Source organism: Streptomyces sp. TAA040 (assembly GCF_000424845.1).
On record NZ_AUKR01000012.1, the window covers coordinates 141,197 to 165,019 of the forward strand.

Annotated in this window: 24 protein-coding genes; 12 read left to right on the forward strand and 12 right to left on the reverse strand. The window is 68.9% G+C overall.

Annotated features, from left to right (window positions below):
- Position 1: 1 nt before the first annotated feature.
- From H300_RS0112710 to H300_RS0112765, 12 genes are all read right to left on the reverse strand, one after another.
- Positions 2–877 (reverse strand): bifunctional DNA primase/polymerase, encoded by an 876-nt coding sequence (locus H300_RS0112710; protein WP_028427730.1) that lies wholly within the window; start codon positions 875–877, stop codon positions 2–4.
- Between the two features lie 91 nt (positions 878–968).
- Positions 969–1,280: a hypothetical protein gene (locus H300_RS26605; protein ID WP_051269994.1), complete on the reverse strand. Its 312-nt coding sequence runs from the start codon at positions 1,278–1,280 to the stop codon at positions 969–971.
- A gap of 3 nt (positions 1,281–1,283) precedes the next feature.
- Positions 1,284–1,475, reverse strand: coding sequence for a hypothetical protein (locus tag H300_RS0112720; RefSeq protein ID WP_028427731.1), 192 nt, complete (start codon positions 1,473–1,475; stop codon positions 1,284–1,286).
- Between the two features lie 11 nt (positions 1,476–1,486).
- Positions 1,487–1,675, reverse strand: coding sequence for a hypothetical protein (locus H300_RS0112725; protein ID WP_028427732.1), 189 nt, complete (start codon positions 1,673–1,675; stop codon positions 1,487–1,489).
- On the reverse strand, positions 1,666–1,959 hold the full coding sequence (locus tag H300_RS26610) for a hypothetical protein (protein ID WP_051269995.1): 294 nt from the start codon (positions 1,957–1,959) through the stop codon (positions 1,666–1,668). The genes H300_RS0112725 and H300_RS26610 overlap by 10 nt, the downstream gene beginning before the upstream one ends.
- 140 nt (positions 1,960–2,099) lie before the next feature.
- Complete coding sequence (locus tag H300_RS0112735; protein ID WP_028427733.1) at positions 2,100–4,322, reverse strand: cell division protein FtsK; 2,223 nt, start codon at positions 4,320–4,322, stop codon at positions 2,100–2,102.
- 165 nt (positions 4,323–4,487) lie between these two features.
- Positions 4,488–4,838, reverse strand: coding sequence for an RRQRL motif-containing zinc-binding protein (locus H300_RS0112740; RefSeq protein WP_028427734.1), 351 nt, complete (start codon positions 4,836–4,838; stop codon positions 4,488–4,490).
- Positions 4,835–5,836: a DUF2637 domain-containing protein gene (locus tag H300_RS0112745; RefSeq protein ID WP_028427735.1), complete on the reverse strand. Its 1,002-nt coding sequence runs from the start codon at positions 5,834–5,836 to the stop codon at positions 4,835–4,837. Before H300_RS0112745 ends, H300_RS0112740 begins: the two co-directional genes overlap by 4 nt.
- Positions 5,836–6,486 (reverse strand): GGDEF domain-containing protein, encoded by a 651-nt coding sequence (locus H300_RS0112750; protein ID WP_028427736.1) that lies wholly within the window; start codon positions 6,484–6,486, stop codon positions 5,836–5,838. The genes H300_RS0112745 and H300_RS0112750 overlap by 1 nt, the downstream gene beginning before the upstream one ends.
- Positions 6,483–6,740 carry a DUF6284 family protein gene (locus tag H300_RS0112755; RefSeq protein ID WP_028427737.1) on the reverse strand — a complete coding sequence of 86 codons (258 nt, stop codon included), beginning with the start codon at positions 6,738–6,740 and terminating at the stop codon, positions 6,483–6,485. Before H300_RS0112755 ends, H300_RS0112750 begins: the two co-directional genes overlap by 4 nt.
- A gap of 195 nt (positions 6,741–6,935) precedes the next feature.
- Entirely contained in the window at positions 6,936–7,145 is a 210-nt protein-coding gene (locus H300_RS0112760; protein ID WP_028427738.1) for a hypothetical protein, read from the reverse strand.
- A 122-nt stretch (positions 7,146–7,267) separates the two neighbouring features.
- Positions 7,268–7,738, reverse strand: coding sequence for a hypothetical protein (locus H300_RS0112765; RefSeq protein WP_028427739.1), 471 nt, complete (start codon positions 7,736–7,738; stop codon positions 7,268–7,270).
- Between the two features lie 437 nt (positions 7,739–8,175).
- On the opposite strand from H300_RS0112765, the gene H300_RS0112770 reads away from it, so the two are divergent.
- The 12 genes from H300_RS0112770 to rpsG all read left to right on the forward strand — a co-directional run bounded on the left by H300_RS0112770 (position 8,176) and on the right by rpsG (position 23,800).
- Positions 8,176–8,559, forward strand: a complete 384-nt coding sequence (locus tag H300_RS0112770) for a GntR family transcriptional regulator (RefSeq protein WP_028427740.1) — start codon at positions 8,176–8,178, stop codon at positions 8,557–8,559.
- A 153-nt stretch (positions 8,560–8,712) separates the two neighbouring features.
- Positions 8,713–9,498: an aminotransferase class IV family protein gene (locus tag H300_RS0112775; RefSeq protein WP_028427741.1), complete on the forward strand. Its 786-nt coding sequence runs from the start codon at positions 8,713–8,715 to the stop codon at positions 9,496–9,498.
- Positions 9,499–9,548: 50 nt separating this feature from the next.
- Positions 9,549–10,487: an SUMF1/EgtB/PvdO family nonheme iron enzyme gene (locus tag H300_RS0112780; protein WP_028427742.1), complete on the forward strand. Its 939-nt coding sequence runs from the start codon at positions 9,549–9,551 to the stop codon at positions 10,485–10,487.
- Between the two features lie 355 nt (positions 10,488–10,842).
- Positions 10,843–11,280, forward strand: coding sequence for a 50S ribosomal protein L11 (gene rplK, locus H300_RS0112785; RefSeq protein ID WP_028427743.1), 438 nt, complete (start codon positions 10,843–10,845; stop codon positions 11,278–11,280).
- Positions 11,281–11,356: 76 nt separating this feature from the next.
- Positions 11,357–12,076 (forward strand): 50S ribosomal protein L1, encoded by a 720-nt coding sequence (gene rplA / locus H300_RS0112790; protein ID WP_028427744.1) that lies wholly within the window; start codon positions 11,357–11,359, stop codon positions 12,074–12,076.
- Between the two features lie 603 nt (positions 12,077–12,679).
- Positions 12,680–13,234 (forward strand): 50S ribosomal protein L10, encoded by a 555-nt coding sequence (rplJ, locus tag H300_RS0112795; RefSeq protein ID WP_028427745.1) that lies wholly within the window; start codon positions 12,680–12,682, stop codon positions 13,232–13,234.
- A 129-nt stretch (positions 13,235–13,363) separates the two neighbouring features.
- Positions 13,364–13,750, forward strand: a complete 387-nt coding sequence (rplL, locus tag H300_RS0112800; protein ID WP_028427746.1) for a 50S ribosomal protein L7/L12 — start codon at positions 13,364–13,366, stop codon at positions 13,748–13,750.
- A 619-nt stretch (positions 13,751–14,369) separates the two neighbouring features.
- Positions 14,370–17,852 carry a DNA-directed RNA polymerase subunit beta gene (rpoB, locus tag H300_RS0112805; protein ID WP_028427747.1) on the forward strand — a complete coding sequence of 1,161 codons (3,483 nt, stop codon included), beginning with the start codon at positions 14,370–14,372 and terminating at the stop codon, positions 17,850–17,852.
- Between the two features lie 111 nt (positions 17,853–17,963).
- Positions 17,964–21,863, forward strand: coding sequence for a DNA-directed RNA polymerase subunit beta' (locus tag H300_RS0112810; RefSeq protein WP_028427748.1), 3,900 nt, complete (start codon positions 17,964–17,966; stop codon positions 21,861–21,863).
- Positions 21,864–22,034: 171 nt separating this feature from the next.
- On the forward strand, positions 22,035–22,667 hold the full coding sequence (locus tag H300_RS0112815; RefSeq protein ID WP_486583751.1) for a DUF1707 and DUF4190 domain-containing protein: 633 nt from the start codon (positions 22,035–22,037) through the stop codon (positions 22,665–22,667).
- Between the two features lie 288 nt (positions 22,668–22,955).
- A complete protein-coding gene (gene rpsL, locus H300_RS0112820) occupies positions 22,956–23,327 on the forward strand; it encodes a 30S ribosomal protein S12 (protein WP_003948652.1) in 372 nt (123 codons plus the stop codon).
- Between the two features lie 2 nt (positions 23,328–23,329).
- Positions 23,330–23,800 (forward strand): 30S ribosomal protein S7, encoded by a 471-nt coding sequence (gene rpsG / locus H300_RS0112825; protein WP_028427750.1) that lies wholly within the window; start codon positions 23,330–23,332, stop codon positions 23,798–23,800.
- Positions 23,801–23,823: the final 23 nt, after the last annotated feature.

Consider the following 23,823-nt stretch of genomic DNA (forward strand, 5'->3'; position numbering starts at 1 on the left):
GTCACAGCCCCAGTCGGGTGCGGGCGTTGGTCCAGGCGTCGGTGCAGTGTCGCGGGGTCTCGCCCTTGGCCTGCGCGGCGGTGAACAGCCGCGTGATGTGGGTGTCGGTGAGGCAGCCGCACCGGCCGTGCGTGGACAGCACGGCCAGGAAGGTGCGGTACACCGTGGTGTGGATCGCGGCGCGCGCTTCGGCGATGCGCTGCTCGGCCATCGCGATGCCACGGTCCAGGTAGGTGGGCGTGCGGTGCGGGCACGGGCCGCCCCCGGCCGCCCCGGGCACGGTGATGGCGCTTGGAGTGGGCCGGGCCGTGGCGGGTTCCCTCACGGTCAGGGCGCGGACGGCCGGCGGCAGGGGCGCGGTGTGGCCGGTGCCGGGGCCGACGTAGCGGGCGTAGGCCATGGCGGACTTGATGTCCACGCCCGGCCGCACCCCGTTGGACGACGGCATCGTGCCGCGGTAGAGCCAGTGCTCCCCGCGCGTGGTGGCCACGGTCCGGGTGGGCGGGAGGTGGTCGCGGGCCCAGTCGACGGCGGGCGGGTTGTCGAGGTCGACGACGGTCAGGCCGGCACCGGCCGGGTGGTAGGCCACGGTGGCGGCCTGCCGCCATGCCGGCGCCCATCCGGGCGAGCGCAGTATTTCCGGGTCGGTGGTGGCCGCGGCCCAGCCGTGGCAGGGCGCCGCACAGCGGCAGGGGCCCGCCCGGAGCATGTTCGGCCGGTCACCGCACCTGCTGTGCTTGCAGGTGGGGCAGTTGCCGAACGGCAGCTTCCCCGCCCGCAGGGGCAGTACCGGCACACCGGCGGCCGCGAGCCGCAGCGCGGTGTCCCGCAGGGTGCCGGTGCTGGTCGATCGCCGGATCAGGTCGGGTTGGGTCATGCTGGGAGACCTCCTCAGTCTCGTGTTCGGGCGTGAGGGGCCGGGGCGACCGCGTGTCTTTGGCGAGATCGGGCGGTCGCCCCGGGCAGAGCTACTCGGTGTCGGCCCACTCCGCGTACTGCTGGCGGAGGTAGGTGCGCGGGTGGTCGGTGTCGGTGCTGCCGTCGAGCGCCGCGAGGTGTCGCGCGGCGTTGTCGGCCAGCTCGTTGGCGTCGGCGGGGGCGTGGTTGGTCAGAGCGATCCGGTCGAGGAGAGCGGCTTTGCGGAGCCAGAATTCGCGTCCGCCGGTGGCGCCGAAGGGACGGTGGGCCGCGGCGTCGGCGGTCCAGGCGATCTCGCGGGTGATGCTGGGCGCGGTGGCGTAGGCGTCGGCGGGGTCGCAGACGACGTGCCTCTCGAACATGTGTCAGTCCTCCTTCGGGGTGGTGAGGGCGGTCAGGGTGCCGCCGAGCGTGGCGAGTCGCTGTTCGATGGCGGCCCAGGAGGCGGGGTCGATGGAGGCCAGCGCGCAGGCGGCCGCGGCCCGGTCGCCGCGCTGTGCGGCGTTGATGGCGTCGCGCAGATCTCCGGCGGCCATGAGGCTGATGTGGTCGGGCACGGGTGTGCTCCTCACAGGTCGGGGAGGGCGGCGATGACGGCGGTGGTGAAGTCGTTGATGGGTCCGGCCGCGCCGGTGGCAGCGAGGAAGTAGCCGAACCCGGCCGCGACGAACGCGGAACCGGCGCTGAGGGTGCGGGTCTTGAGCAGGAGCGCGAGCAGGGCGCCGAAGAGCAGCGCGAGGGAGATGGTCACGGCCACGGTGCGGCCTCCTTGGCGGTGTGGGTGGGTGCGGGTCGGTTGGCGTCGTGGTGGAGTGCGGCGGTGCGGTTGTAGAGGCGGCGGCCGATGCGGATGCGCCGGCCGGTGCCCTTGCAGCGGCGGCAGGTCTTGCCGCGCTTGGGCTTGCCGCGCCGGTCGGTCTCCAGGGCGAAGCCGAGTCCGTTGCAGCGGCGGCAGGGTCCGAACGGCGATCCGGCACACACCGCTGCATAACCGAACGTGACGAACAGGAGGATCGCTATAGCGGTCAGGGCAGGGGTCATGGAGGGCCCTCCCAGGGCGGTTCGGAGTGTGCGCAGATCAGCTCGCTAGGCACTGGTGGCCTGATCAGGCGCTATATGGGCCGCTAGCGGGGTCGCTAGACCTAGCGGGTGCGGGTGCTAGGTCTAGCGACCCCGTGCGGTCAGGCCGCGTCCGCGTTTCCGTCACGCTCCGCAATGGCCTTCGTGATGTCCGGGCGCTTGATGCCGCGCCGGTTGGCGCCCTTGCCGTCCTCGGTGGTGCCCCAGACCTGGCCGGTCTTGACCCCGTGGGGCTTGAGCGCGGCGGTCAACTGCTCACCGGTCCACTCGCGGTAGACCTCCGGCCGCAGTTCCGCCAGCCGGGAGACGACCGTCTCGGACCACACCTTGGGCTCATCCGCGCTGGTGACGGCAAGGATGTCGGCCAGCAGATCGAACGATGCCCCCTCACTGACCTGCGGCTCCTGCCCGAGCGCGTAGCCCGACAGGGTGCCGGCCCTCTCGCGCTGGGTGCGGGCGCGGGCAGCGATGGCATCGGCGGCCGGGCCATCGACGAACACGGACTGCACGATGCGGGCGTCCGCGCCCTCACCCACGAAGTAGTGGATGCCCTTGTCCGCCCAGGAGAACATCGTGGCCCGCACGCCCCGCTTGTAGGCGCTGGTGCCGAGCACCATGTCGTTCTCCAGCTGGCCCATCACCTTCAGGCAGAACCGCGCGGAGGCGTTCGCGGAGATCCCGGTCGGCAGCGCCTTGGCGTCGGGGCGCTGCGTCGCCAGCATCAGCACAATCCCCGTGGCGGGACCGCGCTTGACCAGGTCGGTGCAGATCTCCTCGAACTCCTTGCCGTGCTTGTCGTGCTCGAACCAGACCTGGCACTCATCCACACCCACCACGATCGGGTGCAGCCCCAACCCCTCCTTGCCGGCCAGAGTGCTGGTCACCTTCGACTCCGGGCAGATGTCGCGCGGCAGACCCCGGATCACCTTGGTGCGCCTGCGCAGCTCCTCGCGCAGCTCGCGCAGGTCGGCCAGCGCGTACTCGATGTCCTCGTCCTCGTCCCCTGCGCGGTGGCGGTAGCCGACCGCGTTGCCGACGGGGTCGAGGTCGCCGGTGCCTTTCAGGTCGTAGGTGTGCAGCTCAGCCCGGTGGTCGAGTGCCGCGATGAGCAGCAGCAGGCGCAGGAGGAAGGTCTTGCCCATGCGGGGGATCGCGCCGATGACGGCCGCGATGTACATGAGCGTGATCTCTACCCACCGGCCGCGCGGGTCGGTGCCGAACGCGACCGGCTTGAACAAGTCCACCGTCCCCGCCTTGGCCAGCGGCCAGGCGGGCTGTTTGGCCTTGGACATGTCCTCGTCCCCGACCCACATCACCAGGCGCCCGGTGTGCTCCTCGGCCACTGCTTCCGGCCACACGCAGCCCAGCGGGCGGCGCAGGCCGGAGGCGAGCTTCTCGCGGCGGTCGATCACATCGGTGACCGTGACGCCGTAGGGCAGGTCGCCCTCGGCGCGCCAGCCGCGGCCGTCGCGGGCGATCGGCGCGGTGAACTTGAACCCGTCACCGCCCTTGGACTGCGCCTGGTTGATCGCCGGAATCCCCAGCGCCCCCAGAGCCCGCAGCACGATGTCCGAAGTGAGCTTCGGGGCCTTGCCGGTCTCCACCGCCCGGTGGATCACGGGTGCGTCGGCCGGTGCACCCAGCCACCCCATCGCCAGCGTCACCGACGCACCCGACAGCGCCAGCAGCCACGTCGGGGCCAGGACGTACATCGCCAGCGCGGAGCTGAGCCCGACCACACTGGAGACGACGGCGACCAGGGTCCGCCACCTCACCCGACGGTCCCGCTGACGCGAGAGCGTCATGTACTCCGTTACGTTCTCCCGACGCGCCGCCGCAAGTCGCAGCGGGTCGCCTTCACGGTCGGCCACCCACCGCATCGCACCCCCGAGGAACTTCGCGCAGCCCCGCGGCGACTGCGCCGTCAGGCGCAGGCCGTACCAGGGCAGCCGCACGCCGTGGTAGGCGGTGACATGGCCGACGTGTTCGGCCAGCCACCGCGCCCCGGTGGCGAACTCCGGCTTGGAGCGGGCCCACGCCGGAAACACGTCCCGACGCTTGGCCCGCATCCGGTCGGCCAGCGAGTCACCCGACGGCTCTCCCGGCGCGTCGACCAACACCGCCGCCGACGGGTCACCCGACGCGGCGGATGCGGCGTCGCCCGACGGGTCGGGCAGGCTGCGAGCCGACCGGGCCTTGCCCAAGTCGACCACCTCACCGCCCGACTCGTCGGGCGTGCCGTCGGCCGCCGGGGCGGCGGCCATCTCGGCTTCGAGCCGGTGGAAGAGTTCCTTCTCGTTGTGCTCGTCATCTGAGTGGTTCACTGAACTTCCTTCCTTGATTGCGAGGGAGGGAACGGGGCCCGGCCGCTGTCTTGGCGGATCGTGGGCCGGGCCCCGGCTTGCTGCTGCGACATGAAGCTATGGCCGACGGGCCGTCAGGAGAGGTACAGAACGGACCCCCGTGGAGAGGGGCACAACCTGTACCTGTCAGGCAGCGACGGCCGTTGAGTCGATCGGGTAGGTGCAGTCGACGCACGCCCCGAGCGAAGTCGGGATGCAGTACGCCTTGACCCGACGGCAGTCGGGGCACGTGCGCCGCGCGCGCATCGCGGCGTCCAGCGCCCGACGCTTGGCGAGCGTCATCGGGCGGACGGGCTTGGCCCGGTCGATCCGGTAGAGGTAGGCCACCAGCGGCGGCCGTCCCCGACGGCGCGGCCGTTCGAGCTGGCCGACCACGTCCTGACCGCCCGGCCGCAGCCCCATCGCACGAAGCTGCCTCCGGGTAGCCAACCCGTCCGGCGCCAGGTGCCACCGGTAGACGGCAAGAGTCGCCGTCACGCGGCCACCGCCGTCAGCTCAGCGCCGTCCCTGCTGCGCTCGTCCTTCAGCGCGTCACGCAGCCGACGGGCATGCTCCTGCCCGCACCCCAGCGTCCTGCGGATCGGTTCTGCCTTCAGCTCCTCCGTGGCCCACCCGGCGGTCTTCTCCCGGGCCTGTCCCATCAGCTCCTCGAACGACCGTGCTGGCTTCCGGGCGCCCTTGGCGCGGGGCTTGGCCGGACGGCGTGCGGGGCGCGGCGCGGCCTCCTTCGGTACAGGCTTGGCCTCCTGCTCCGGTACCGGTTCGGGTGCCGGCAGGGGGGCGGTCCCGGTGGGCGCGGAGTCTCCGAGCTTGAGGAGGACCCGTTCGCGGCGCGGGGTTTTCGAGCGCCAGCGGCGGCCGTGCATCTCGCGCAGGTCGGCGCGGGCGAGCTGGCGTTCCTTCTCCCGCGCCAAGGCGTCGCGGTAGCTGGTGGTCTCCCATAGCACCATCCGGCGCCACAATGCGAACGTCGGCACGGGGGCGAGCAGCCACCGGGAGACGCGGATGCGCTCCATCCGCTGGCCGGTGGCCTTGCCGATGCGCACCGCGTACACGTGCGCAGCGATCTCGGAGAGCACCACCCACAGCAGCGGCATCGTGCCGTGCGCGATCTTCGCGGAGAGCCCGTGACCGGCGGCGACGTTGAGCCAGCAGGTGACCAGCGTCAGCACCCAGGGCACGAACCGCACCCACGCCAGCGGCATCCCCATCCGGATCAGCAGCAGGTTGGCCACCGTGAACACCGGGATCGCGATGTCGATACCGACCGGCAGCAGCTCCGGATGCCCAAAGCCCCACCGCTCCGCCGCTGCGGCCACCGTGTCGAAGGACGACACCAGCCCGATGCCCCCGACCGCGCCACCGAGGACGACAGTGCAACCGAGGAGGCGCCGCTCGCCCTTGGTCAACGGTGGGGCCTCGTTGGTGCCCGCAGCAACGGGCCCGGGGGTGTGCTTGCTCAGGTCGACGGCCATCAGGCGGCCCTCCCTTCGGGTTCGGCACCGGTTCCGGTGCGGCCGGCACGGCGGCCGTTGACGGTGTTGCGGGTCGGCGTGGGGCCGTCGGCCATCAGCCAGCCGCCCCCGCTGCGCTTGGCGGTGTACATGGCCTCATCCGCCCGGCGCAGTGCCAGCGGTAAGCTGGATGACGGCAGTTCGCCGGTCCAGCACGCCCCGACGGAGGCACCCAGCAGCAGTTCACGGCCCCGGAACAAGGTCGGGGAACACAGTTCGTCGTGGAGGCCGCGCAGTAGCCACGGCACCGCGACCGGGTCCGGCGTGGGGACCACGGCGGCGAACTCGTCCCCGCCCAGCCGCGCTACCGGGCCCCGCCCGTCAACGGCGTCGGTCAGGGAAGCGGCAGCGCTGCGGATCGCTTCGTCTCCGGCCGCGTGGCCGTGGGTGTCGTTGACGGCCTTGAACCCGTCCAAGTCGACCATCACGACCGCGCACGGGCCGCTGCGCAGCAGCTTCCCGGCGCACTTCTCGAACCCGGCCCGTGTCAGTAACCCGGTCAGCGGGTCCCGGCGGGCCCGGTCGAGCTGCCGCCGCAACCACACCGTGTGCAGCGACCACCCCGTCACCAACGGCACCGCCGCAGCGGTACCGGATACCAGCGCGCTCATGCCGCACCTCCGGACCGGTGGTCGTCGGTGCGGGCGGCCAGGTGCCGGTGGGCGGTCAGCACCCGGCGGCGGGCCCGACGCATCCGGCGGTCATCGACGTCGGTCGGGGCGCGGTCCAGCACCGTGATCTGCGCGTCCAGCAGGTCGACCTCGGCCGCGATGAGCGGCATCTCCCGTTCGATGGCGTCCAGTTCGGCGGCGGTCGGCTCCGCGTCCGGCGAAGGGACCGCCGCCAGTGCGACGATGTTCCTCATGGGTCGTGACTCCTTCCAGGTGGGGCGGCCCGAACAGCACCCCCGGAGTAGTGGCTCCGGGGGTGCACTTCGTTGTGGTGGCCGCGGGCAAAGGGGGTGCGGGGGTGTGGCGGGCCGCGTGAGGGGTGGCTGGTGCCCCGGGCCGGATTCGATCCGGCGCCCTTCACGGCGGGTTGCCGGGGCTGTGCGGGTGGGTCAGAAGCGGCGGGAGATGGTGCCGTGGTGGTCGCCCTCCACGACGGTCATGCCGGTGCCGGAGTACGTGCGCTCGCCGCTGTCGGTGGTGTCGGTGCCGATGTGGACGTTGCCGTTCGTCACGACCGTGCCGCTGTTGCCGGAGATGACCGTGCCGCCGACGTCGCCGTGGTGGTCGCCGGTGACGATGGTCGTGTTCTTGCGGGCCATGTCTGCTCCTTGGGTTGTGGACCGGCCGGGGGTGGCCGGAGTGCCCCGGGCCGGATGCGATCCGGCGCCATCGCGGCCCCGCCGCAGCGCGGCGGGTCCGGGGCGAAAGCAGGTGGTCAGCGCTACGTGGTCTGGGCGCGGGCGGGGCCGGTGCTTGCGGCGGCCCGGATGAGGTCGTCGGCTGCCTCGATCGCGTTGCGGCGGCGGGCATCGAGCAGGCTTTGGCCCTGTGCGCCGCGCAGGGCGTAGGTCGCCTCGGCTGCGTCCTGCGCGGCCCCGGCCAGGTCCGGGGCCAGGATCGCCAGGGTGGTGAGCGGCGCGGTCAGCGCGGACCGCGTGCTGTGGCTGGCCGTCCGGGCCGCTTCGTAGTCGTCGGCCGGGGCGCTGGACAGGCGCAGGTCCTCGCGGACCCACATCGCCCGGCGGTGGTCGGCCAGCGCGACCATGAGCGCGGTGACGGCCGCGATGCGCTCACGGCCCTGCTCGTGCCGGCGAACCTCGGCGCGGTCGGTGCGGGCCGCGCGCTGCTGGAGCAGGTAGGCGCTCCCCGACCCCAGCAGGGTCCCCAGTACTGCAATCACGCTTCCCCACATCGTGGGCTCCTCTCAGGTAGTGGTCCGGAACTCCGGCTCCCCTCCCCCGCCCGTACGGCCCGAAGGCCGGACGGGCGGGGGAGGCAACCGGCCGCAGCGTGAGCTGCGGTGTTGGGGTGGTGCGATGTCTCCTTCGCGAGTGCAGCGCCCGTATCAGGTAGCGCTGCATGACTCGCGTTGTAGGCGTATGGAGACGTGACCTTGCGGTCTAAGCCATCCGGTTAATGACAAGGCGCCGGTGCACCTCGGCCCGATCTGTCCCGGGCCCCTTGGCGTCTCGCCCGAAGACGTGACGCCCGGTCGTGCAGGTACTGCGGTTTCGAAGCAAGTGACCTAGGTCGCTTGCCGTTGACGAGTAAGCTACCTAGGTCACTTGAGGGTCGTCAAGTGGTCGCGCGCCCTGAGTTCGAGCGACCTAGGTCAAGTACGCTTTCGGTGTGGATTCACAGCCGAAGAGGAAGCCCAACGCCCGCGAAATCGCCGCCAGGGTCAGAGATGAGATCGCCGCAGGAACATTCGGCCCCGGGGGGCGTCTCCCCGGCGGTCGGGCATACGCCAAGAAGCTCGGCGTGTCCCTGATGACCGTGCAGAACGCATACACGCAGCTCCGGGAAGAGGGGCTGGTGGAAGGCGTCTCGGGGAGCGGTACGTATGTCCGCGACGCTGTCCCCGGCGAGCCAGGGCCCCGCGAGGCAGCCCAACGCCTGACCGACCTGCAAGCAGAGGTCGCGCGTGTCTCGACCGAGATGGCCGGTCTCGTCGAACGCGTCAAGCGGCTTGAGGGGGTCGTGGGCCCCGCTGAGGAGAAGCCCGGTGCCTAGCGTCTCTCGCGGTGTGTTCGTCGTCATGCCTTCAGCGTGGCCCGGCGAGCACGCCGTGAGTACGCACTCCTGCTGCCGCCGCACCGAACTAATCCGAACTTTCAGGTCCCGATGGGGTGTTGGTGCAGCCTGGCGGACTGCAAGACTGGCCCTATGGCCGAACTCAACGGGAATCCCGTAACCCTCGACGACCTCCAGAGCCTGGCCCTCACCAACTATGGGCACTTCACGTCAATGCGGATCGAAAACGGCACCGTCCGGGGCCTGTCGCTGCACCTGGACCGCTTGGCGCGCGACTGCCGCATTCTCTTCGGTGTCGAGCTGGACCGAGAGCGGACACTGAACTACATCCGGAAGGTTGCGGAGGGCGTGACCGGGGTTGCCGGCCTCCGAGTCACCGTCTTCGACCCTGCGATCGACATGGGGCGCCCTAGCGTCGCCAAGGACCCGCACATTCTGGTCAACCTACGGCCCGGGGGCGCCATGCCGCCGCCGCCCCTCACAGCCAAGACCTTTACCTTCACCCGCGACAACGCTCAGGTGAAGCACATCGGCCTCTACTCACAGCTCCGGATTCGCCGTGAGGCCCAGCTCGCTGGATTTGACGACGCCGTGTTCGTCGAGCCGGACGGTCGGATCTCCGAGGGGGGGACATGGAACCTCGGCTTTGTCGATCGGGACGGGACAGTCGTCTGGCCGGACGCTCCGGTCCTACCTGGCACGACGATGCTGCTGCTTCAAAGCCTCGATGCTCCGAAGCAGATCACTGCTCTGGTGCGGCTCACCGACGTTCCGAACATGGCGGCTGCTTTCGCGACGAACGTGACGATCGGCGTGCGCTCCGTCAGTGCACTCGATGATGTGCAGTTCCCGCAAGACCACCCCGTGCTCGCAGCGCTGCGGGACGCCTACGTCGGAATTCCCGGCGAGGCCCTGTAGACGCGTGCCGCCGCCCCCAATGAGACGGCGACTCTCGACAGAGGTAGCCCATGCCACTCGTTACGAAATGGACCGGACGCGAGGTCAAGGCCCTGCGCGAAGCCGTGCGCATGAGCCTTATGGAATTTGCAGAGAAGCTCGGGGTGTCCGATCGCATCGTCTCCCGGTGGGAGGCGGATGGCGAACAGGCATCCCTCCGCATGGTGAACCAAGCCGCTTTAGACACCCTGCTCGCCAAAGCCGACAAGGATGGCCAGGGCCGCTTCGTCGGCATCCTGGCGGTGGATGACGTCCCCGTCCACGCCATCATCGAGCCCGATGGCGGCCAGACGAGCAGTGGCGACTACGTGAAGCACCCCGGTGACGGGAAGCTCATGGCGCACGTTTCGGAGGGGATCTTCCTGTCAGGGGAGGGCGATGACCCCGTGTGGGTGGAGGAATTCCACATAGACACGTTTCCGACGACTAATGCCGACTACGCGCGGTTCTGTGCAGCTACTCGGCACGCCGTGCCTGAGCACTGGGAGAACGGCCGATGTCCCCGCGACCTGTACGACAACCCCGTTGTGCACGTGACTTGGCGAGACGCGCACGCTTACGCGATGTGGGCGGGGAAGTCGCTGCCGACAGCCGAACAATGGGAGAAAGCTGCGCGCGGCACATCCGGGCGCAGCTTCCCGTGGGGGGACCAGAAGACAGCCGCGAAGTGCAACGTCAGGGAGACCGGCGTGGAGCGTACGACGTCCGTCTCCCGGTATCACAGTGGCGTCTCGCCCTACGGGGTCTACGACATGGTGGGCAATGTATGGGAGTGGCTCGCTACAGCGACCACGCCCGGTCGCTACGAACTCCGTGGCAGCGCCTTTACAAGCCCTCTGTTCCGTGGAGTCCCAGCCATCCTCAATGATGCCAACGACATGATGCACGACGACGACACCGGGTTCCGCTGCGCGGCGACGCCGGAGCAGATGGAGCCCCGCAAGCGGTGACGAGTAGGGCCCCGGGCTGGGCCGTCCGTGGGCCGTGCGAGGATGGCTGGCGACGACCAACAACGACAGACAGCGACCGGCCGGACCCTGGTCACGGGGAGCATAAGCAGAGTCTTCCCAGGCGAGTGATGGCGCTCATCAGTCTCAGAAGAACTGACCGTGGTCGGTCCCGGTGTGAACCGGGGCCGACCACGCACCACTCCTCGCTTCCGCCCAGGTCGGATCGGCTCTCGCAGCCGGTCTGACCTGCTCGGTTTCGAGCCTCGCCACGTTACCGGCTATCGTGGTGCGGTATGCCTCCATCCGGATTGCGGATGGTCTGGCTGAATACTCTCGCTCAAGACCCGGAGAGAGCATGCCTCCCAAGAAGAAGAAGAAGGTCACGGGGCTCATCAAGCTCCAGATCCAGGCCGGTGCGGCCAACCCGGCACCGCCGGTCGGCCCGGCGCTGGGCCAGCACGGCGTCAACATCATGGAGTTCTGCAAGGCCTACAACGCCGCGACCGAGTCGCAGCGCGGCTGGGTCATCCCGGTGGAGATCACGGTCTACGAGGACCGCTCCTTCACCTTCATCACCAAGACCCCGCCGGCCGCGAAGATGATCCTCAAGGCCGCAGGTGTGGAGAAGGGCTCCGGCGAGCCGCACGTCAAGAAGGTCGCGAAGATCACGCGCGACCAGGTGCGGGAGATCGCCACCACCAAGATGCCCGACCTCAACGCCAACAACATGGACGCCGCCGAGAAGATCATCGCCGGCACCGCGCGTTCCATGGGCGTCACGGTCGAGGACTGAGTCCCTCTCCCCTCCCACGTGGAAGGGCCACGCGCCGGCCCGCACCACGACTCCACCTTTGAACCCAGGAGCAGCAGTGAAGCGCAGCAAGACACTCCGCACCGCGGATGCCAAGATCGACAAGGCGCGGCTCTACGCCCCGCTGGAGGCGATCCGGCTCGCGAAGGAGACCTCCTCGACCTCGTTCGACTCGACCGTCGAGGTCGCCATGCGTCTGGGCGTCGACCCCCGCAAGGCCGACCAGATGGTCCGCGGCACCGTGAACCTCCCGCACGGCACCGGTAAGACCGCCCGGGTCCTGGTCTTCGCGACCGGTGACCGTGCAGCGGCAGCAGAGGCCGCGGGCGCCGAGATCGTCGGCGCCGACGAGCTGATCGACGAGGTCTCCAAGGGACGGCTGGACTTCGACGCCGTCGTCGCCACCCCGGACATGATGGGCAAGGTCGGCCGTCTGGGCCGGGTGCTCGGTCCGCGTGGCCTGATGCCGAACCCGAAGACCGGCACCGTCACCCCCGACGTGGCCAAGGCCGTCACCGAGATCAAGGGCGGCAAGATCGAGTTCCGTGTGGACAAGCACGCGAACCTGCACTTCATCGTCGGCAAGGTCTCGTTCGACGAGACTCAGCTGGTGGAGAACTACGCGGCGGCGCTGGACGAGATCATGCGGCTGAAGCCCTCCGCCGCCAAGGGCCGCTACATCAAGCGGGCCACCGTCAGCACCACGATGGGCCCCGGCATCCCGCTGGACAGCAACCGCACCCGCAACCTGCTGGTCGCGGACGAGGCAGCCGTCTGACGCACGCCCGACCACATCGGGCCGCCTCCCCGGCGCCGGCGCCCGCACGGTGGTGCGCCGGGCACCGGCCGGGGGCGGCCCCGCCACGCGGGCCGGCGTCCGCTCCTTCGGGAGCGGACGCCGGCCCGCGTCGTGTGCTCCGGCGCCTCGTGCCCCCACCCATGGTCGGCCCGGTCGGCGGTCCGTCGGAGCGGGAGATCCCCTACGTGTGCGAGGCCGGAAGTCCGGGAGATACGGGCCGGGGGAGGGCGATTTGCCTGGGCGCGAGGCTTCCGCCTATGCTACCCGGGTAGCCAAAGACCGCTGGTCGTTGCTGTGCGCGGAGTCCGCGTGCGGCGGCCGAAGGAACCGCTTCTTGCGGACGGCCCGTGCAGGTACATGAGGTCCCACTCCCGTCGGGTTCGCGCCCTGCGGTCGAGCAACGCCCCGTGCATCTGCACCGGGGCGTTTCGTTTCGTTCAGCTCCTTTCCTTGGGTGCCCGATTCGGGCGGTCCGGCGCATGTCCCACCCCCGCGGCACTCTGCGGCGCAACGGGGAGCGGGACGAAGTGGCCGACCGGCAGGTCGGTCAGAGGACCATCACCCGGAAGGAGGCCGAGGCTCATGGCGACGCCCGACAAGGTCGCAGCCGTTGAGGAGATGACGGAGAAGTTCCGCAACTCCAACGCCGCTGTGGTCACCGCGTACACCGGTCTGTCGGTGGCCCAGCTCAAGGAGCTGCGCCGCTCGCTCGGTGAAGACGCTCAGTACCGTGTGGTGAAGAACACGCTGACCAAGATCGCGGCCAACGAGGCCGGGGTCGTCGAGCTGAACGACTTCCTCGTCGGCTCGACCGCAGTCGCCTTCGTGACCGGTGACCCGGTCACGGCGGCGAAGGGTCTGCGTGACTTCGCCAAGACCAACCCCGCCCTCGTGATCAAGGGCGGAATCCTCGACGGCCGGGCGATGTCCGCCGACGAGTTCAAGCAGCTTGCGGACCTGGAGTCCCGCGAGGTGCTGCTCGCCAAGCTGGCCGGTGGCATGAAGGCGTCCATGGCGAAGGCCGCGGCCACCTTCCAGGCTCCGCTCACGAAGTTCGTCCGCACGGCGGAGGCGCTTCGGGAGAAGAACGAGCAGGGCGGTGCCGGTACGCCGGCTCCCGCCGAGGCTGCCGAGTAACCAGCGCAGGCGTCACGTACGCAAGCGTCGCAAAGCAGTCGCAGCGGGTTTCGTCTACACGTTGCCGCGAGGCAGACACCCGCCGAAATGTACATCCGGCACCAGCCGAATAGTGGAAGGACCGCCACCATGGCGAAGCTCACCCAGGACGAGCTGCTCTCGCAGTTCGAGGACATGACCCTCATCGAGCTCTCCGAGTTCGTGAAGGCCTTCGAGGACAAGTTCGACGTCGAGGCCGCTGCCCCGGCCGCCGTCGTCGCGGGTCCGGCTCAGGGCGGCGGCGCTGCCGCCGAGGTCGAGGAGCAGGACGAGTTCGACGTCGTCCTCACCGGCGCCGGCGACAAGAAGATCCAGGTCATCAAGGTCGTGCGTGAGCTGACCTCGCTGGGCCTGAAGGAGGCCAAGGACCTCGTCGACGGCACCCCGAAGGCCGTTGTCGAGAAGGTCAGCAAGGAAGCCGCGGAGAAGGCCAAGGAGTCCCTCGAGGGCGCCGGCGCCTCCGTCGAGGTCAAGTGACCCCGCTGCTCCACCTTCGGGGAGGACGGCCGCCGCGGGCGGCCTGAGCCCCCGTCGCTGCTCCGGTGCGGAGCGGCACCACGTCAAGGGCGATCACCTGTTCGGGTGGTCGCCCTTCGGCGTTCCCCGCGCGCTCCCTTGCTGTGGCGAACAGGGAGGGTAAGGTGATCTTCGCTGTCCCCGCCAGACGCGGCGTCCGGCCGACACGCGGATCACCGTGAGCGGGGGCCTTGACGAACGGCAGCGGGCACGTAATTCTCGGAACGCCAGCCGTCACGACGTGACGTCGGTCCACGCACGGTCCGCAGCTTTCTCCGGGCTTCGAGGCATGGATCGACGGTGATGTGGGAAGTCTTGCGGCAGACGCCGAGGGCGCCTTCCGAGGGGCGTTTGAGGGGCCGGCCGGCATGACGGCTGGCAGGACAGCTCGAAAACAACGAGGGAGGACTCCTCCCGGAGGGAGAGAGAGGCCCTGCGCCGATCTCCGGAAGTCCGTTGTGGACATCAGTGTGGCTTGTGGCTACACTGACCCTTTGCGCTGCCTGTTAGCTGCTCCCTGCCCGTCACCAGGGGCACCGGTATGCGCGTAGTGAGTCCGAGCCCTCGGAAGGACCCCCTCTTGGCCGCCTCGCGCAACGCCTCGACCGTCAATTCGAACAACGGCGCCAGCACCGCCCCGCTGCGTATCTCCTTTGCGAAGATCAAGGAGCCCCTCGGGGTTCCGAACCTCCTCGCCCTCCAGACCGAGAGCTTCGACTGGCTCCTCGGGAACGAGGGTTGGAAGGGCCGCGTCGAGGCCGCGCTGGACAGTGGTCAGGACGTCCCCACCAAGTCAGGTCTGGAAGAGATCTTCGAGGAGATCTCCCCGATCGAGGACTTCTCCGGGTCGATGTCCCTGACCTTCCGTGATCACCGTTTCGAGCCGCCGAAGAACTCCATCGACGAGTGCAAGGACCGCGACTTCACGTACGCGGCCCCGCTCTTCGTCACCGCGGAGTTCACCAACAACGAGACAGGTGAGATCAAGTCCCAGACCGTCTTCATGGGCGACTTCCCGCTCATGACGAACAAGGGCACCTTCTGCATCAACGGCACTGAGCGTGTGGTCGTCTCGCAACTGGTCCGCTCACCCGGTGTTTACTTCGACAGCTCCATCGACAAGACCTCCGACAAGGACGTCTTCTCCGCCAAGATCATCCCGTCCCGGGGTGCCTGGCTGGAGATGGAGGTCGACAAGCGCGACATGGTCGGCGTCCGCGTCGACCGCAAGCGCAAGCAGTCGGTCACCGTGCTGCTGAAGGCCCTGGGCTGGACGACCGAGCAGATCCTCGAGGAGTTCGGCCAGTACGAGTCCATGCGCGCCACCTTGGAGAAGGACCACACCCAGGGTCAGGACGACGCGCTGCTCGACATCTACCGCAAGCTGCGCCCGGGCGAGCCGCCGACCAAGGAGGCCGCCCAGACCCTGCTGGAGAACCTCTACTTCAACCCCAAGCGCTACGACCTGGCCAAGGTCGGCCGCTACAAGATCAACAAGAAGCTCGGCGGCGAGGAGCCGCTGAACTCGGGCGTGCTCACCACCGCCGACATCGTCGCCACCATCAAGTACCTGGTGAAGCTGCACGCCGGCGAGACGGAGACGGTCAGCGCCGAGGGTGACGAGATCGTCGTCGAGACCGACGACATCGACCACTTCGGCAACCGCCGCCTGCGCAACGTCGGCGAGCTCATCCAGAACCAGGTGCGCACCGGCCTGGCGCGGATGGAGCGGGTCGTCCGGGAGCGGATGACCACCCAGGACGTCGAGGCGATCACGCCGCAGACCCTGATCAACATCCGGCCGGTCGTCGCCTCCATCAAGGAGTTCTTCGGCACCAGCCAGCTCTCCCAGTTCATGGACCAGACGAACCCGCTGTCGGGCCTGACCCACAAGCGCCGGCTGTCCGCGCTGGGCCCCGGTGGTCTGAGCCGTGAGCGGGCCGGCTTCGAGGTCCGCGACGTGCACCCGTCCCACTACGGTCGGATGTGCCCGATCGAGACCCCGGAAGGCCCGAACATCGGCCTGATCGGCTCGCTCGCCTCCTACGGACGCGTCAACGCGTTCGGCTTCGTCGAGACCCCGTACCGCAAGGTCGTCGAGGGCCGGGTCACCGACGACGTCGACTACCTGACGGCCGACGAGGAGGACCGCTTCGTCATCGCGCAGGCCAACGCCCCGCTCACCGACGACATGCTGTTCGCCGAGAACCGGGTACTGGTCCGCCGCCGCGGCGGCGAGGTCGACTACATCCCGGGCACCGAGGTCGACTACATGGATGTCTCGCCGCGCCAGATGGTGTCGGTGGCGACGGCCATGATCCCCTTCCTGGAGCACGACGACGCCAACCGGGCGCTGATGGGCTCCAACATGATGCGGCAGGCGGTGCCGCTGCTGAAGGCGGAGTCACCGCTGGTCGGCACCGGCATGGAGTACCGCTGCGCGGTGGACGCCGGCGACGTCATCAAGGCCGACAAGGACGGTGTGGTCCAGGAGGTCTCCGCGGACTACATCACGGTCGCGAACGACGACGGCACCTACACCACCTACCGGATCGCGAAGTTCTTCCGCTCGAACCAGGGCACCTCCTTCAACCAGAAGGTGCTCGTGGACGAGGGCGCGCGGGTCATCGAGGGCCAGGTGCTGGCCGACGGCCCGTCCACCGAGGACGGCGAGATGGCGCTCGGTAAGAACCTGCTGGTCGCCTTCATGCCGTGGGAGGGCTACAACTACGAGGACGCGATCATCCTGTCGCAGCGCCTCGTCCAGGACGACGTCCTCTCCTCGATCCACATCGAGGAGCACGAGGTCGACGCCCGTGACACCAAGCTCGGCCCCGAGGAGATCACCCGGGACATCCCGAACGTCTCCGAGGAGGTGCTGGCCGACCTCGACGAGCGCGGCATCATCCGGATCGGTGCCGAGGTCGAGGCCGGCGACATCCTGGTCGGCAAGGTCACGCCGAAGGGCGAGACCGAGCTGACCCCGGAGGAGCGCCTGCTGCGCGCCATCTTCGGAGAGAAGGCCCGCGAGGTCCGCGACACCTCGCTGAAGGTGCCGCACGGCGAGACCGGCAAGGTCATCGGCGTCCGGGTCTTCGACCGGGAGGAGGGCGACGAGCTGCCGCCGGGCGTGAACCAGCTGGTCCGCGTCTACGTCGCGCAGAAGCGCAAGATCACCGACGGTGACAAGCTCGCCGGCCGGCACGGCAACAAGGGCGTCATCTCGAAGATCCTGCCGGTCGAGGACATGCCGTTCATGGAGGACGGCACCCCGGTCGACATCATCCTCAACCCGCTCGGCGTCCCGTCCCGGATGAACCCGGGGCAGGTCCTGGAGATCCACCTCGGGTGGCTCGCCTCCCAGGGCTGGAAGGTCGAGGGCTCCGAGGAGTGGATGGACCGCCTCAAGGCCATCGGTGCCGACGAGGTCGCCCCCGGCACCAACGTCGCCACCCCGGTGTTCGACGGCGCCCGCGAGGACGAGCTGGCCGGTCTGTTCGACCACACGCTGCCCAACCGGGACGGCGACCGCATGGTGCTGCCCTCGGGCAAGGCGCGGATGTACGACGGTCGCTCCGGCGAGCCGTTCCCGGACCCGATCTCGGTCGGGTACATGTACATCCTCAAGCTGCACCACCTGGTCGACGACAAGCTGCACGCCCGGTCCACCGGTCCGTACAGCATGATCACCCAGCAGCCGCTGGGTGGTAAGGCCCAGTTCGGCGGTCAGCGCTTCGGCGAGATGGAGGTGTGGGCGCTGGAGGCATACGGCGCCGCCTACGCCCTCCAGGAGCTGCTGACCATCAAGTCCGACGACGTCACCGGCCGTGTGAAGGTCTACGAGGCCATCGTCAAGGGCGAGAACATCCCCGAGCCCGGCATCCCCGAGTCCTTCAAGGTGCTCATCAAGGAGATGCAGTCGCTCTGCCTCAACGTGGAGGTGCTGTCCTCCGACGGCATGTCCATCGAAATGCGTGACACCGATGAGGACGTCTTCCGCGCCGCGGAAGAGCTCGGTATCGACCTGTCCCGGCGCGAGCCGAGCAGCGTCGAAGAGGTCTGACGGGCTGGTCGGGAAGACGTCCGCCTCAGCCGAGGCTGACGTCCTTCCCGGCTCTCCCCGGACCCCCGTTCAGACCATTGATTGACACGACCCTGAGAGGGATTGACGAGAGTGCTCGACGTCAACTTCTTCGACGAGCTGCGGATCGGCCTGGCAACCGCTGACGACATTCGTCAGTGGTCCCACGGCGAGGTCAAAAAGCCGGAGACCATCAACTACCGCACCCTCAAGCCGGAAAAGGACGGGCTCTTCTGCGAGAAGATCTTCGGTCCGACCCGGGACTGGGAGTGCTACTGCGGGAAGTACAAGCGCGTCCGCTTCAAGGGCATCATCTGTGAGCGCTGCGGCGTCGAGGTGACCCGCGCCAAGGTGCGCCGTGAGCGGATGGGGCACATCGAACTTGCCGCCCCCGTCACCCACATCTGGTACTTCAAGGGCGTGCCCTCGCGCCTGGGGTACCTTCTCGACCTGGCGCCGAAGGACCTGGAGAAGGTCATCTACTTCGCCGCGTACATGATCACGTACGTGGACGAGGAGCGCCGCACGCGCGACCTGCCGTCGCTGGAGGCGCACGTCTCCGTCGAGCGTCAGCAGATCGAGCAGCGCCGGGACTCCGACCTGGAGAACCGCGCCAAGAAGCAGGAGTCGGACCTCGCCGAGCTGGAGGCGGAGGGCGCCAAGGCGGACGTCCGCCGGAAGGTGCGCGAGGGCGCCGAGCGGGAGATGAAGCAGCTGCGCGACCGCGCGCAGCGCGAGATCGACCGCCTCGACGAGGTGTGGAGCCGGTTCAAGAGCCTGAAGGTCCAGGACCTGGAGGGCGACGAGCTGCTCTACCGCGAGCTGCGCGACCGCTTCGGCACGTACTTCGACGGTTCGATGGGTGCCGCGGCGCTGCAGAAGCGTCTGGAGACCTTCGACCTGAACGAGGAGGCCGAGCGCCTCCGCGAGATCATCCGCACCGGCAAGGGGCAGAAGAAGACCCGGGCGCTCAAGCGCCTCAAGGTCGTCTCCGCGTTCCTGCAGACCAGCAACAGCCCCAAGGGCATGGTGCTGGACTGCGTGCCGGTCATCCCGCCGGACCTGCGTCCGATGGTGCAGCTCGACGGCGGCCGCTTCGCGACCTCCGACCTGAACGACCTGTACCGCCGGGTGATCAACCGGAACAACCGCCTGAAGCGCCTGCTGGACCTCGGCGCGCCCGAGATCATCGTGAACAACGAGAAGCGGATGCTCCAGGAGGCCGTCGACGCGCTGTTCGACAACGGCCGCCGCGGCCGGCCGGTCACCGGTCCGGGCAACCGTCCGCTGAAGTCCCTGAGTGACATGCTCAAGGGCAAGCAGGGCCGGTTCCGGCAGAACCTGCTGGGCAAGCGGGTCGACTACTCGGCCCGTTCGGTCATCGTCGTCGGCCCGCAGCTCAAGCTGCACCAGTGCGGTCTGCCGAAGGCGATGGCGCTGGAGCTGTTCAAGCCGTTCGTGATGAAACGCCTGGTCGACCTGAACCACGCGCAGAACATCAAGTCCGCAAAGCGCATGGTCGAGCGCCAGCGCACCGTGGTGTACGACGTCCTCGAAGAGGTCATCTCCGAGCACCCGGTGCTGCTGAACCGTGCACCGACCCTGCACCGCCTGGGTATCCAGGCCTTCGAGCCGCAGCTGGTCGAGGGCAAGGCCATTCAGATCCACCCGCTCGTCTGCACCGCGTTCAACGCGGACTTCGACGGTGACCAGATGGCCGTGCACCTGCCGCTCTCCGCGGAGGCGCAGGCCGAGGCCCGCATCCTGATGCTGTCCTCGAACAACATCCTGAAGCCGGCCGACGGCCGGCCGGTCACCATGCCGACCCAGGACATGGTGCTCGGGCTGTTCTTCCTCACCACCGACGAGGCGGAGCGGAAGACCTTCGGCGACGGACGGTCGTTCGCCTCCACCGCCGAGGCGACGATGGCCTTCGACGCGGGCGGGCTCTCGCTCCAGGCGAAGGTCGACATCCGGTTCCCGATCGGCTCGCAGCCGCCGCTGGGCTGGACGCCGCCGGCGCCCGAGGAGGGCGAGTCGGAGTGGCAGCCCGGTGACAGCTTCCGGTTGCGGACCACGCTGGGGCGTGCGCTCTTCAACGAGCTGCTGCCCGAGGAGTACCCCTTCGTCGACTACACCGTCGGCAAGAAGCAGCTCTCCCAGATCGTCAACGACCTGGCCGAGCGGTACCCCAAGGTCACCGTCGCCGCGACCCTGGACAACCTCAAGTCGGCGGGCTACTTCTGGGCCACCCGGTCCGGAGTGACCATCGCCATCTCCGACGTCGTCGTCCCCGAGGCCAAGAAGGCCATCATCGAGGGCTACGAGGCGCAGGACGAGAAGGTCCAGAAGCAGTACGAGCGCGGACTCATCACGAAGGACGAGCGTTCTCAGGAACTCATCGCGATCTGGACGAAGGCGACCAACGAGGTCTCCGAAGCCATGAACGTGAACTTCCCGAAGACGAACCCGATCTTCATGATGGTCGACTCGGGTGCGCGGGGAAACATGATGCAGATGCGTCAGATCGCGGGCATGCGCGGTCTGGTGTCGAACGCCAAGAACGAGACCATCCCGCGGCCGATCAAGGCGTCGTTCCGCGAGGGCCTGTCCGTGCTGGAGTACTTCATCTCCACGCACGGTGCCCGTAAGGGCCTGGCGGACACCGCACTGCGCACCGCCGACTCGGGCTACCTCACCCGTCGGCTGGTGGACGTCTCACAGGACGTGATCATCCGCGAGGAGGACTGCGGTACCGACCGCGGCCTCAAGCTGTCGATCGCGTCCAAGGGCGCGGACGGTGTGCTGCGCAAGGCCGAGGACGCCGAGACCAGCGTGTACGCGCGGGCCCTGGCGGAGGACGTCGTCGTGGACGGGAAGGTGCTGGCCCCGGCCAACACCGATCTGGGCGACGTGCTCATCGACGAGCTCGTGCGGCACGGGGTCGAGACGGTCAAGACCCGCTCGGTCCTCACCTGCGAGTCCGCGGTGGGTACCTGCGCGATGTGCTACGGTCGTTCGCTGGCCACCGGCAAGCTGGTCGACATCGGCGAGGCGGTTGGCATCATCGCCGCCCAGTCCATCGGTGAGCCCGGCACCCAGCTCACGATGCGCACCTTCCACACCGGTGGTGTGGCGGGCGACGACATCACCCAGGGTCTGCCCCGTGTGGTCGAGCTCTTCGAGGCCCGTACCCCGAAGGGTGTGGCTCCGATCTCGGAGGCTGCCGGCCGGGTGCGGATCGAGGAGACCGAGAAGACCAAGAAGCTCGTCGTCACCCCCGACGACGGCTCCGAGGAGACGGCTTACCCGGTCTCCAAGCGGTCCCGTCTGATGGTGGGCGAGGGTGACCACGTCGCCGTCGGCCAGCCGCTGACGGTCGGTGCGGTCAACCCGCACGACGTGCTGCGGATCCTCGGTCAGCGGGCCGTCCAGGTCCATCTGGTCGGTGAGGTCCAGAAGGTCTACAACTCGCAGGGCGTGTCGATCCACGACAAGCACATCGAGATCATCATCCGGCAGATGCTGCGCCGGGTGACGATCATCGAGTCCGGCGACGCGGAGCTGCTGCCGGGCGAGCTGGTGGAGCGGACGAAGTTCGAGGGCGAGAACCGGCGCGTGGTGACGGAAGGCGGCCACCCGGCCTCCGGCCGTCCCCAGCTCATGGGTATCACCAAGGCTTCGCTGGCCACCGAGTCGTGGCTGTCGGCGGCGTCCTTCCAGGAGACGACCAGGGTCCTCACCGACGCGGCGATCAACGCCAAGTCGGACTCCCTGATCGGCCTCAAGGAGAACGTCATCATCGGCAAGCTCATCCCGGCCGGTACGGGCCTGTCCCGCTACCGCAACATCCGGGTCGAGCCGACCGAGGAGGCCAAGGCGGCGATGTACTCGGCCGTCGGCTACGACGACATCGACTACTCGCCCTTCGGCACCGGCTCCGGTCAGGCGGTCCCGCTGGAGGACTACGACTACGGCCCCTACAACCAGTAGGACGGCCGGACCCGGTCCGCGACTCCATGTCCGCAGGGCGGCTCCCCTTCGCAGGGGAGCCGCCCTGCGGCGTTCCGGGGCCGATCCGGCCGCACCGGCGGGGAACTCGCGCGTCTCCCTGTGCGTCAAGGACAAGGGGGGACGCGACGCACTAGGCGGGAGGTGCTGGGGATGTCACACCACTGGCAGGGAGGTCAGCCCTGGCCACCCGGCACGTACGGGCCGCCGCAGCAGTATCCGGGGCCGCCCGGCCCCATGCAGCCCGGGCAGGGGCGGGCCCCGGTGCGGTACCCGGTCCAACAGGCCGCTCAGCAGCCGGGGCAGGGTTCGATGATGCGGGCCTCGGACACCGACCGGGAGCGCGCCGCCGACGTCCTCAAGGCGGGGTACGCGGAGGGTCGGCTCAGCAAGCAGGAGTACGACCAGCGCCTGCACCAGGTGCACACCTCGCCCACCTACGGCCAGTTGCACTCCCTGGTCGCCGACCTGCCGCAGGGGCCGGTGCCGATGTCCGGGCCGGCCTCGCAGCCGGTGCCGCAGGCGTTCTGGGCTCCACCGCCTGCGCTGCCGAGCACCAACGGCAGCGCGACGGGCGCCCTGGTGTGCGGCATCCTGACCCCGCTCACCTGGGGGCTGACGGCGGTCCCCGCGGTGGTGCTGGGCCACAAGGCGCGTGCCGAGATCCGCCGGACCGGCGAGGGTGGCGACGGCTTCGCCGTCTCGGGCCTGGTTCTCGGATACCTCGCGATCGGCTGCTGGGCGGTGTTCACCTTCTTCGCCGTCGTGTTCGCGGCGTCGCTCTGAGGGCGCCGGCGGTGTGCGCCGGTGGAGCGGGAGGCGTGGCGTACTGTCTGCGCGTCTATCCGTTTTGACCGCAGCGAATGCGGTAGGTACGCTCTGACCTTGTGCCTGGGGTATCCCCTGCGCTCCCGCACGCGCCGAACAGCGCGAGGAGCCGTGCAGGCGAGGCCGAAATCCGCGTGTTCCCCTCCTGAGCGGGACGCCGCAGATTTCGACACACCCGACCGCGTGGGTCGGACCATGTGGCCCAGGTTAGCTTCACCGAGACGGCACACAGAAACCGGAGAAACTGTGCCTACGATCCAGCAGTTGGTCCGCAAGGGCCGACAGGACAAGGTCGAGAAGAACAAGACGCCCGCGCTCGAGGGTTCGCCCCAGCGCCGCGGCGTCTGCACGCGTGTCTTCACCACCACCCCGAAGAAGCCGAACTCGGCCCTGCGTAAGGTCGCTCGTGTGCGACTGACCAGCGGGATCGAGGTCACGGCCTACATTCCGGGTGAGGGTCACAACCTGCAGGAGCACTCGATCGTGCTCGTGCGCGGTGGCCGTGTGAAGGACCTGCCGGGTGTTCGCTACAAGATCATCCGGGGCTCCCTCGACACGCAGGGCGTCAAGAACCGCAAGCAGGCTCGCAGCCGCTACGGCGCCAAGAAGGAGAAGTAAAGATGCCTCGTAAGGGCCCTGCCCCGAAGCGCCCGGTCCACATCGACCCGGTCTACGGCTCTCCTCTGGTGACCTCCCTCATCAACAAGGTGCTGCTGAACGGAAAGCGCTCCACTGCCGAGCGCATCGTCTACAGCGCCATGGAGGGACTGCGTGACAAGACCGGCAACGACCCGGTCATCACGCTGAAGCGTGCGCTGGAGAACGTGAAGCCGACCCTCGAGGTCCGCTCCCGTCGTGTCGGTGGCGCCACCTACCAGGTTCCGGTCGAGGTCCGCCCCGGTCGTTCCTCCACTCTCGCGCTGCGCTGGCTCGTGGGCTACTCGCGGGCACGTCGCGAGAAGACCATGACCGAGCGCCTGATGAACGAGTTGCTCGACGCCTCCAACGGCCTCGGCGCGGCGGTGAAGAAGCGCGAGGACACCCACAAGATGGCCGAGTCGAACAAGGCCTTCGCGCACTACCGCTGGTAGTCGCTACCCCATCGAGACCGAGA

Excerpts from the sequence above, each read along its gene's own strand:
- H300_RS0112710 (WP_028427730.1), bottom strand. The coding sequence starts at position 877 with ATGACCCAACCCGACCTGATCCGGCGATCGACCAGCACCGGCACCCTG.
- H300_RS26605 (WP_051269994.1), bottom strand. The coding sequence starts at position 1,280 with ATGTTCGAGAGGCACGTCGTCTGCGACCCCGCCGACGCCTACGCCACC.
- H300_RS26610 (WP_051269995.1), bottom strand. The coding sequence starts at position 1,959 with ATGACCCCTGCCCTGACCGCTATAGCGATCCTCCTGTTCGTCACGTTC.
- H300_RS0112745 (WP_028427735.1), bottom strand. The coding sequence starts at position 5,836 with ATGGCCGTCGACCTGAGCAAGCACACCCCCGGGCCCGTTGCTGCGGGC.
- H300_RS0112750 (WP_028427736.1), bottom strand. The coding sequence starts at position 6,486 with ATGAGCGCGCTGGTATCCGGTACCGCTGCGGCGGTGCCGTTGGTGACG.
- H300_RS0112755 (WP_028427737.1), bottom strand. The coding sequence starts at position 6,740 with ATGAGGAACATCGTCGCACTGGCGGCGGTCCCTTCGCCGGACGCGGAG.
- H300_RS0112760 (WP_028427738.1), bottom strand. The coding sequence starts at position 7,145 with ATGGCCCGCAAGAACACGACCATCGTCACCGGCGACCACCACGGCGAC.
- H300_RS0112765 (WP_028427739.1), bottom strand. The coding sequence starts at position 7,738 with ATGTGGGGAAGCGTGATTGCAGTACTGGGGACCCTGCTGGGGTCGGGG.
- H300_RS0112775 (WP_028427741.1), top strand. The coding sequence starts at position 8,713 with ATGGCCGAACTCAACGGGAATCCCGTAACCCTCGACGACCTCCAGAGC.
- H300_RS0112780 (WP_028427742.1), top strand. The coding sequence starts at position 9,549 with ATGCCACTCGTTACGAAATGGACCGGACGCGAGGTCAAGGCCCTGCGC.
- rplK (WP_028427743.1), top strand. The coding sequence starts at position 10,843 with ATGCCTCCCAAGAAGAAGAAGAAGGTCACGGGGCTCATCAAGCTCCAG.
- rplJ (WP_028427745.1), top strand. The coding sequence starts at position 12,680 with ATGGCGACGCCCGACAAGGTCGCAGCCGTTGAGGAGATGACGGAGAAG.
- rplL (WP_028427746.1), top strand. The coding sequence starts at position 13,364 with ATGGCGAAGCTCACCCAGGACGAGCTGCTCTCGCAGTTCGAGGACATG.
- H300_RS0112815 (WP_486583751.1), top strand. The coding sequence starts at position 22,035 with ATGTCACACCACTGGCAGGGAGGTCAGCCCTGGCCACCCGGCACGTAC.
- rpsG (WP_028427750.1), top strand. The coding sequence starts at position 23,330 with ATGCCTCGTAAGGGCCCTGCCCCGAAGCGCCCGGTCCACATCGACCCG.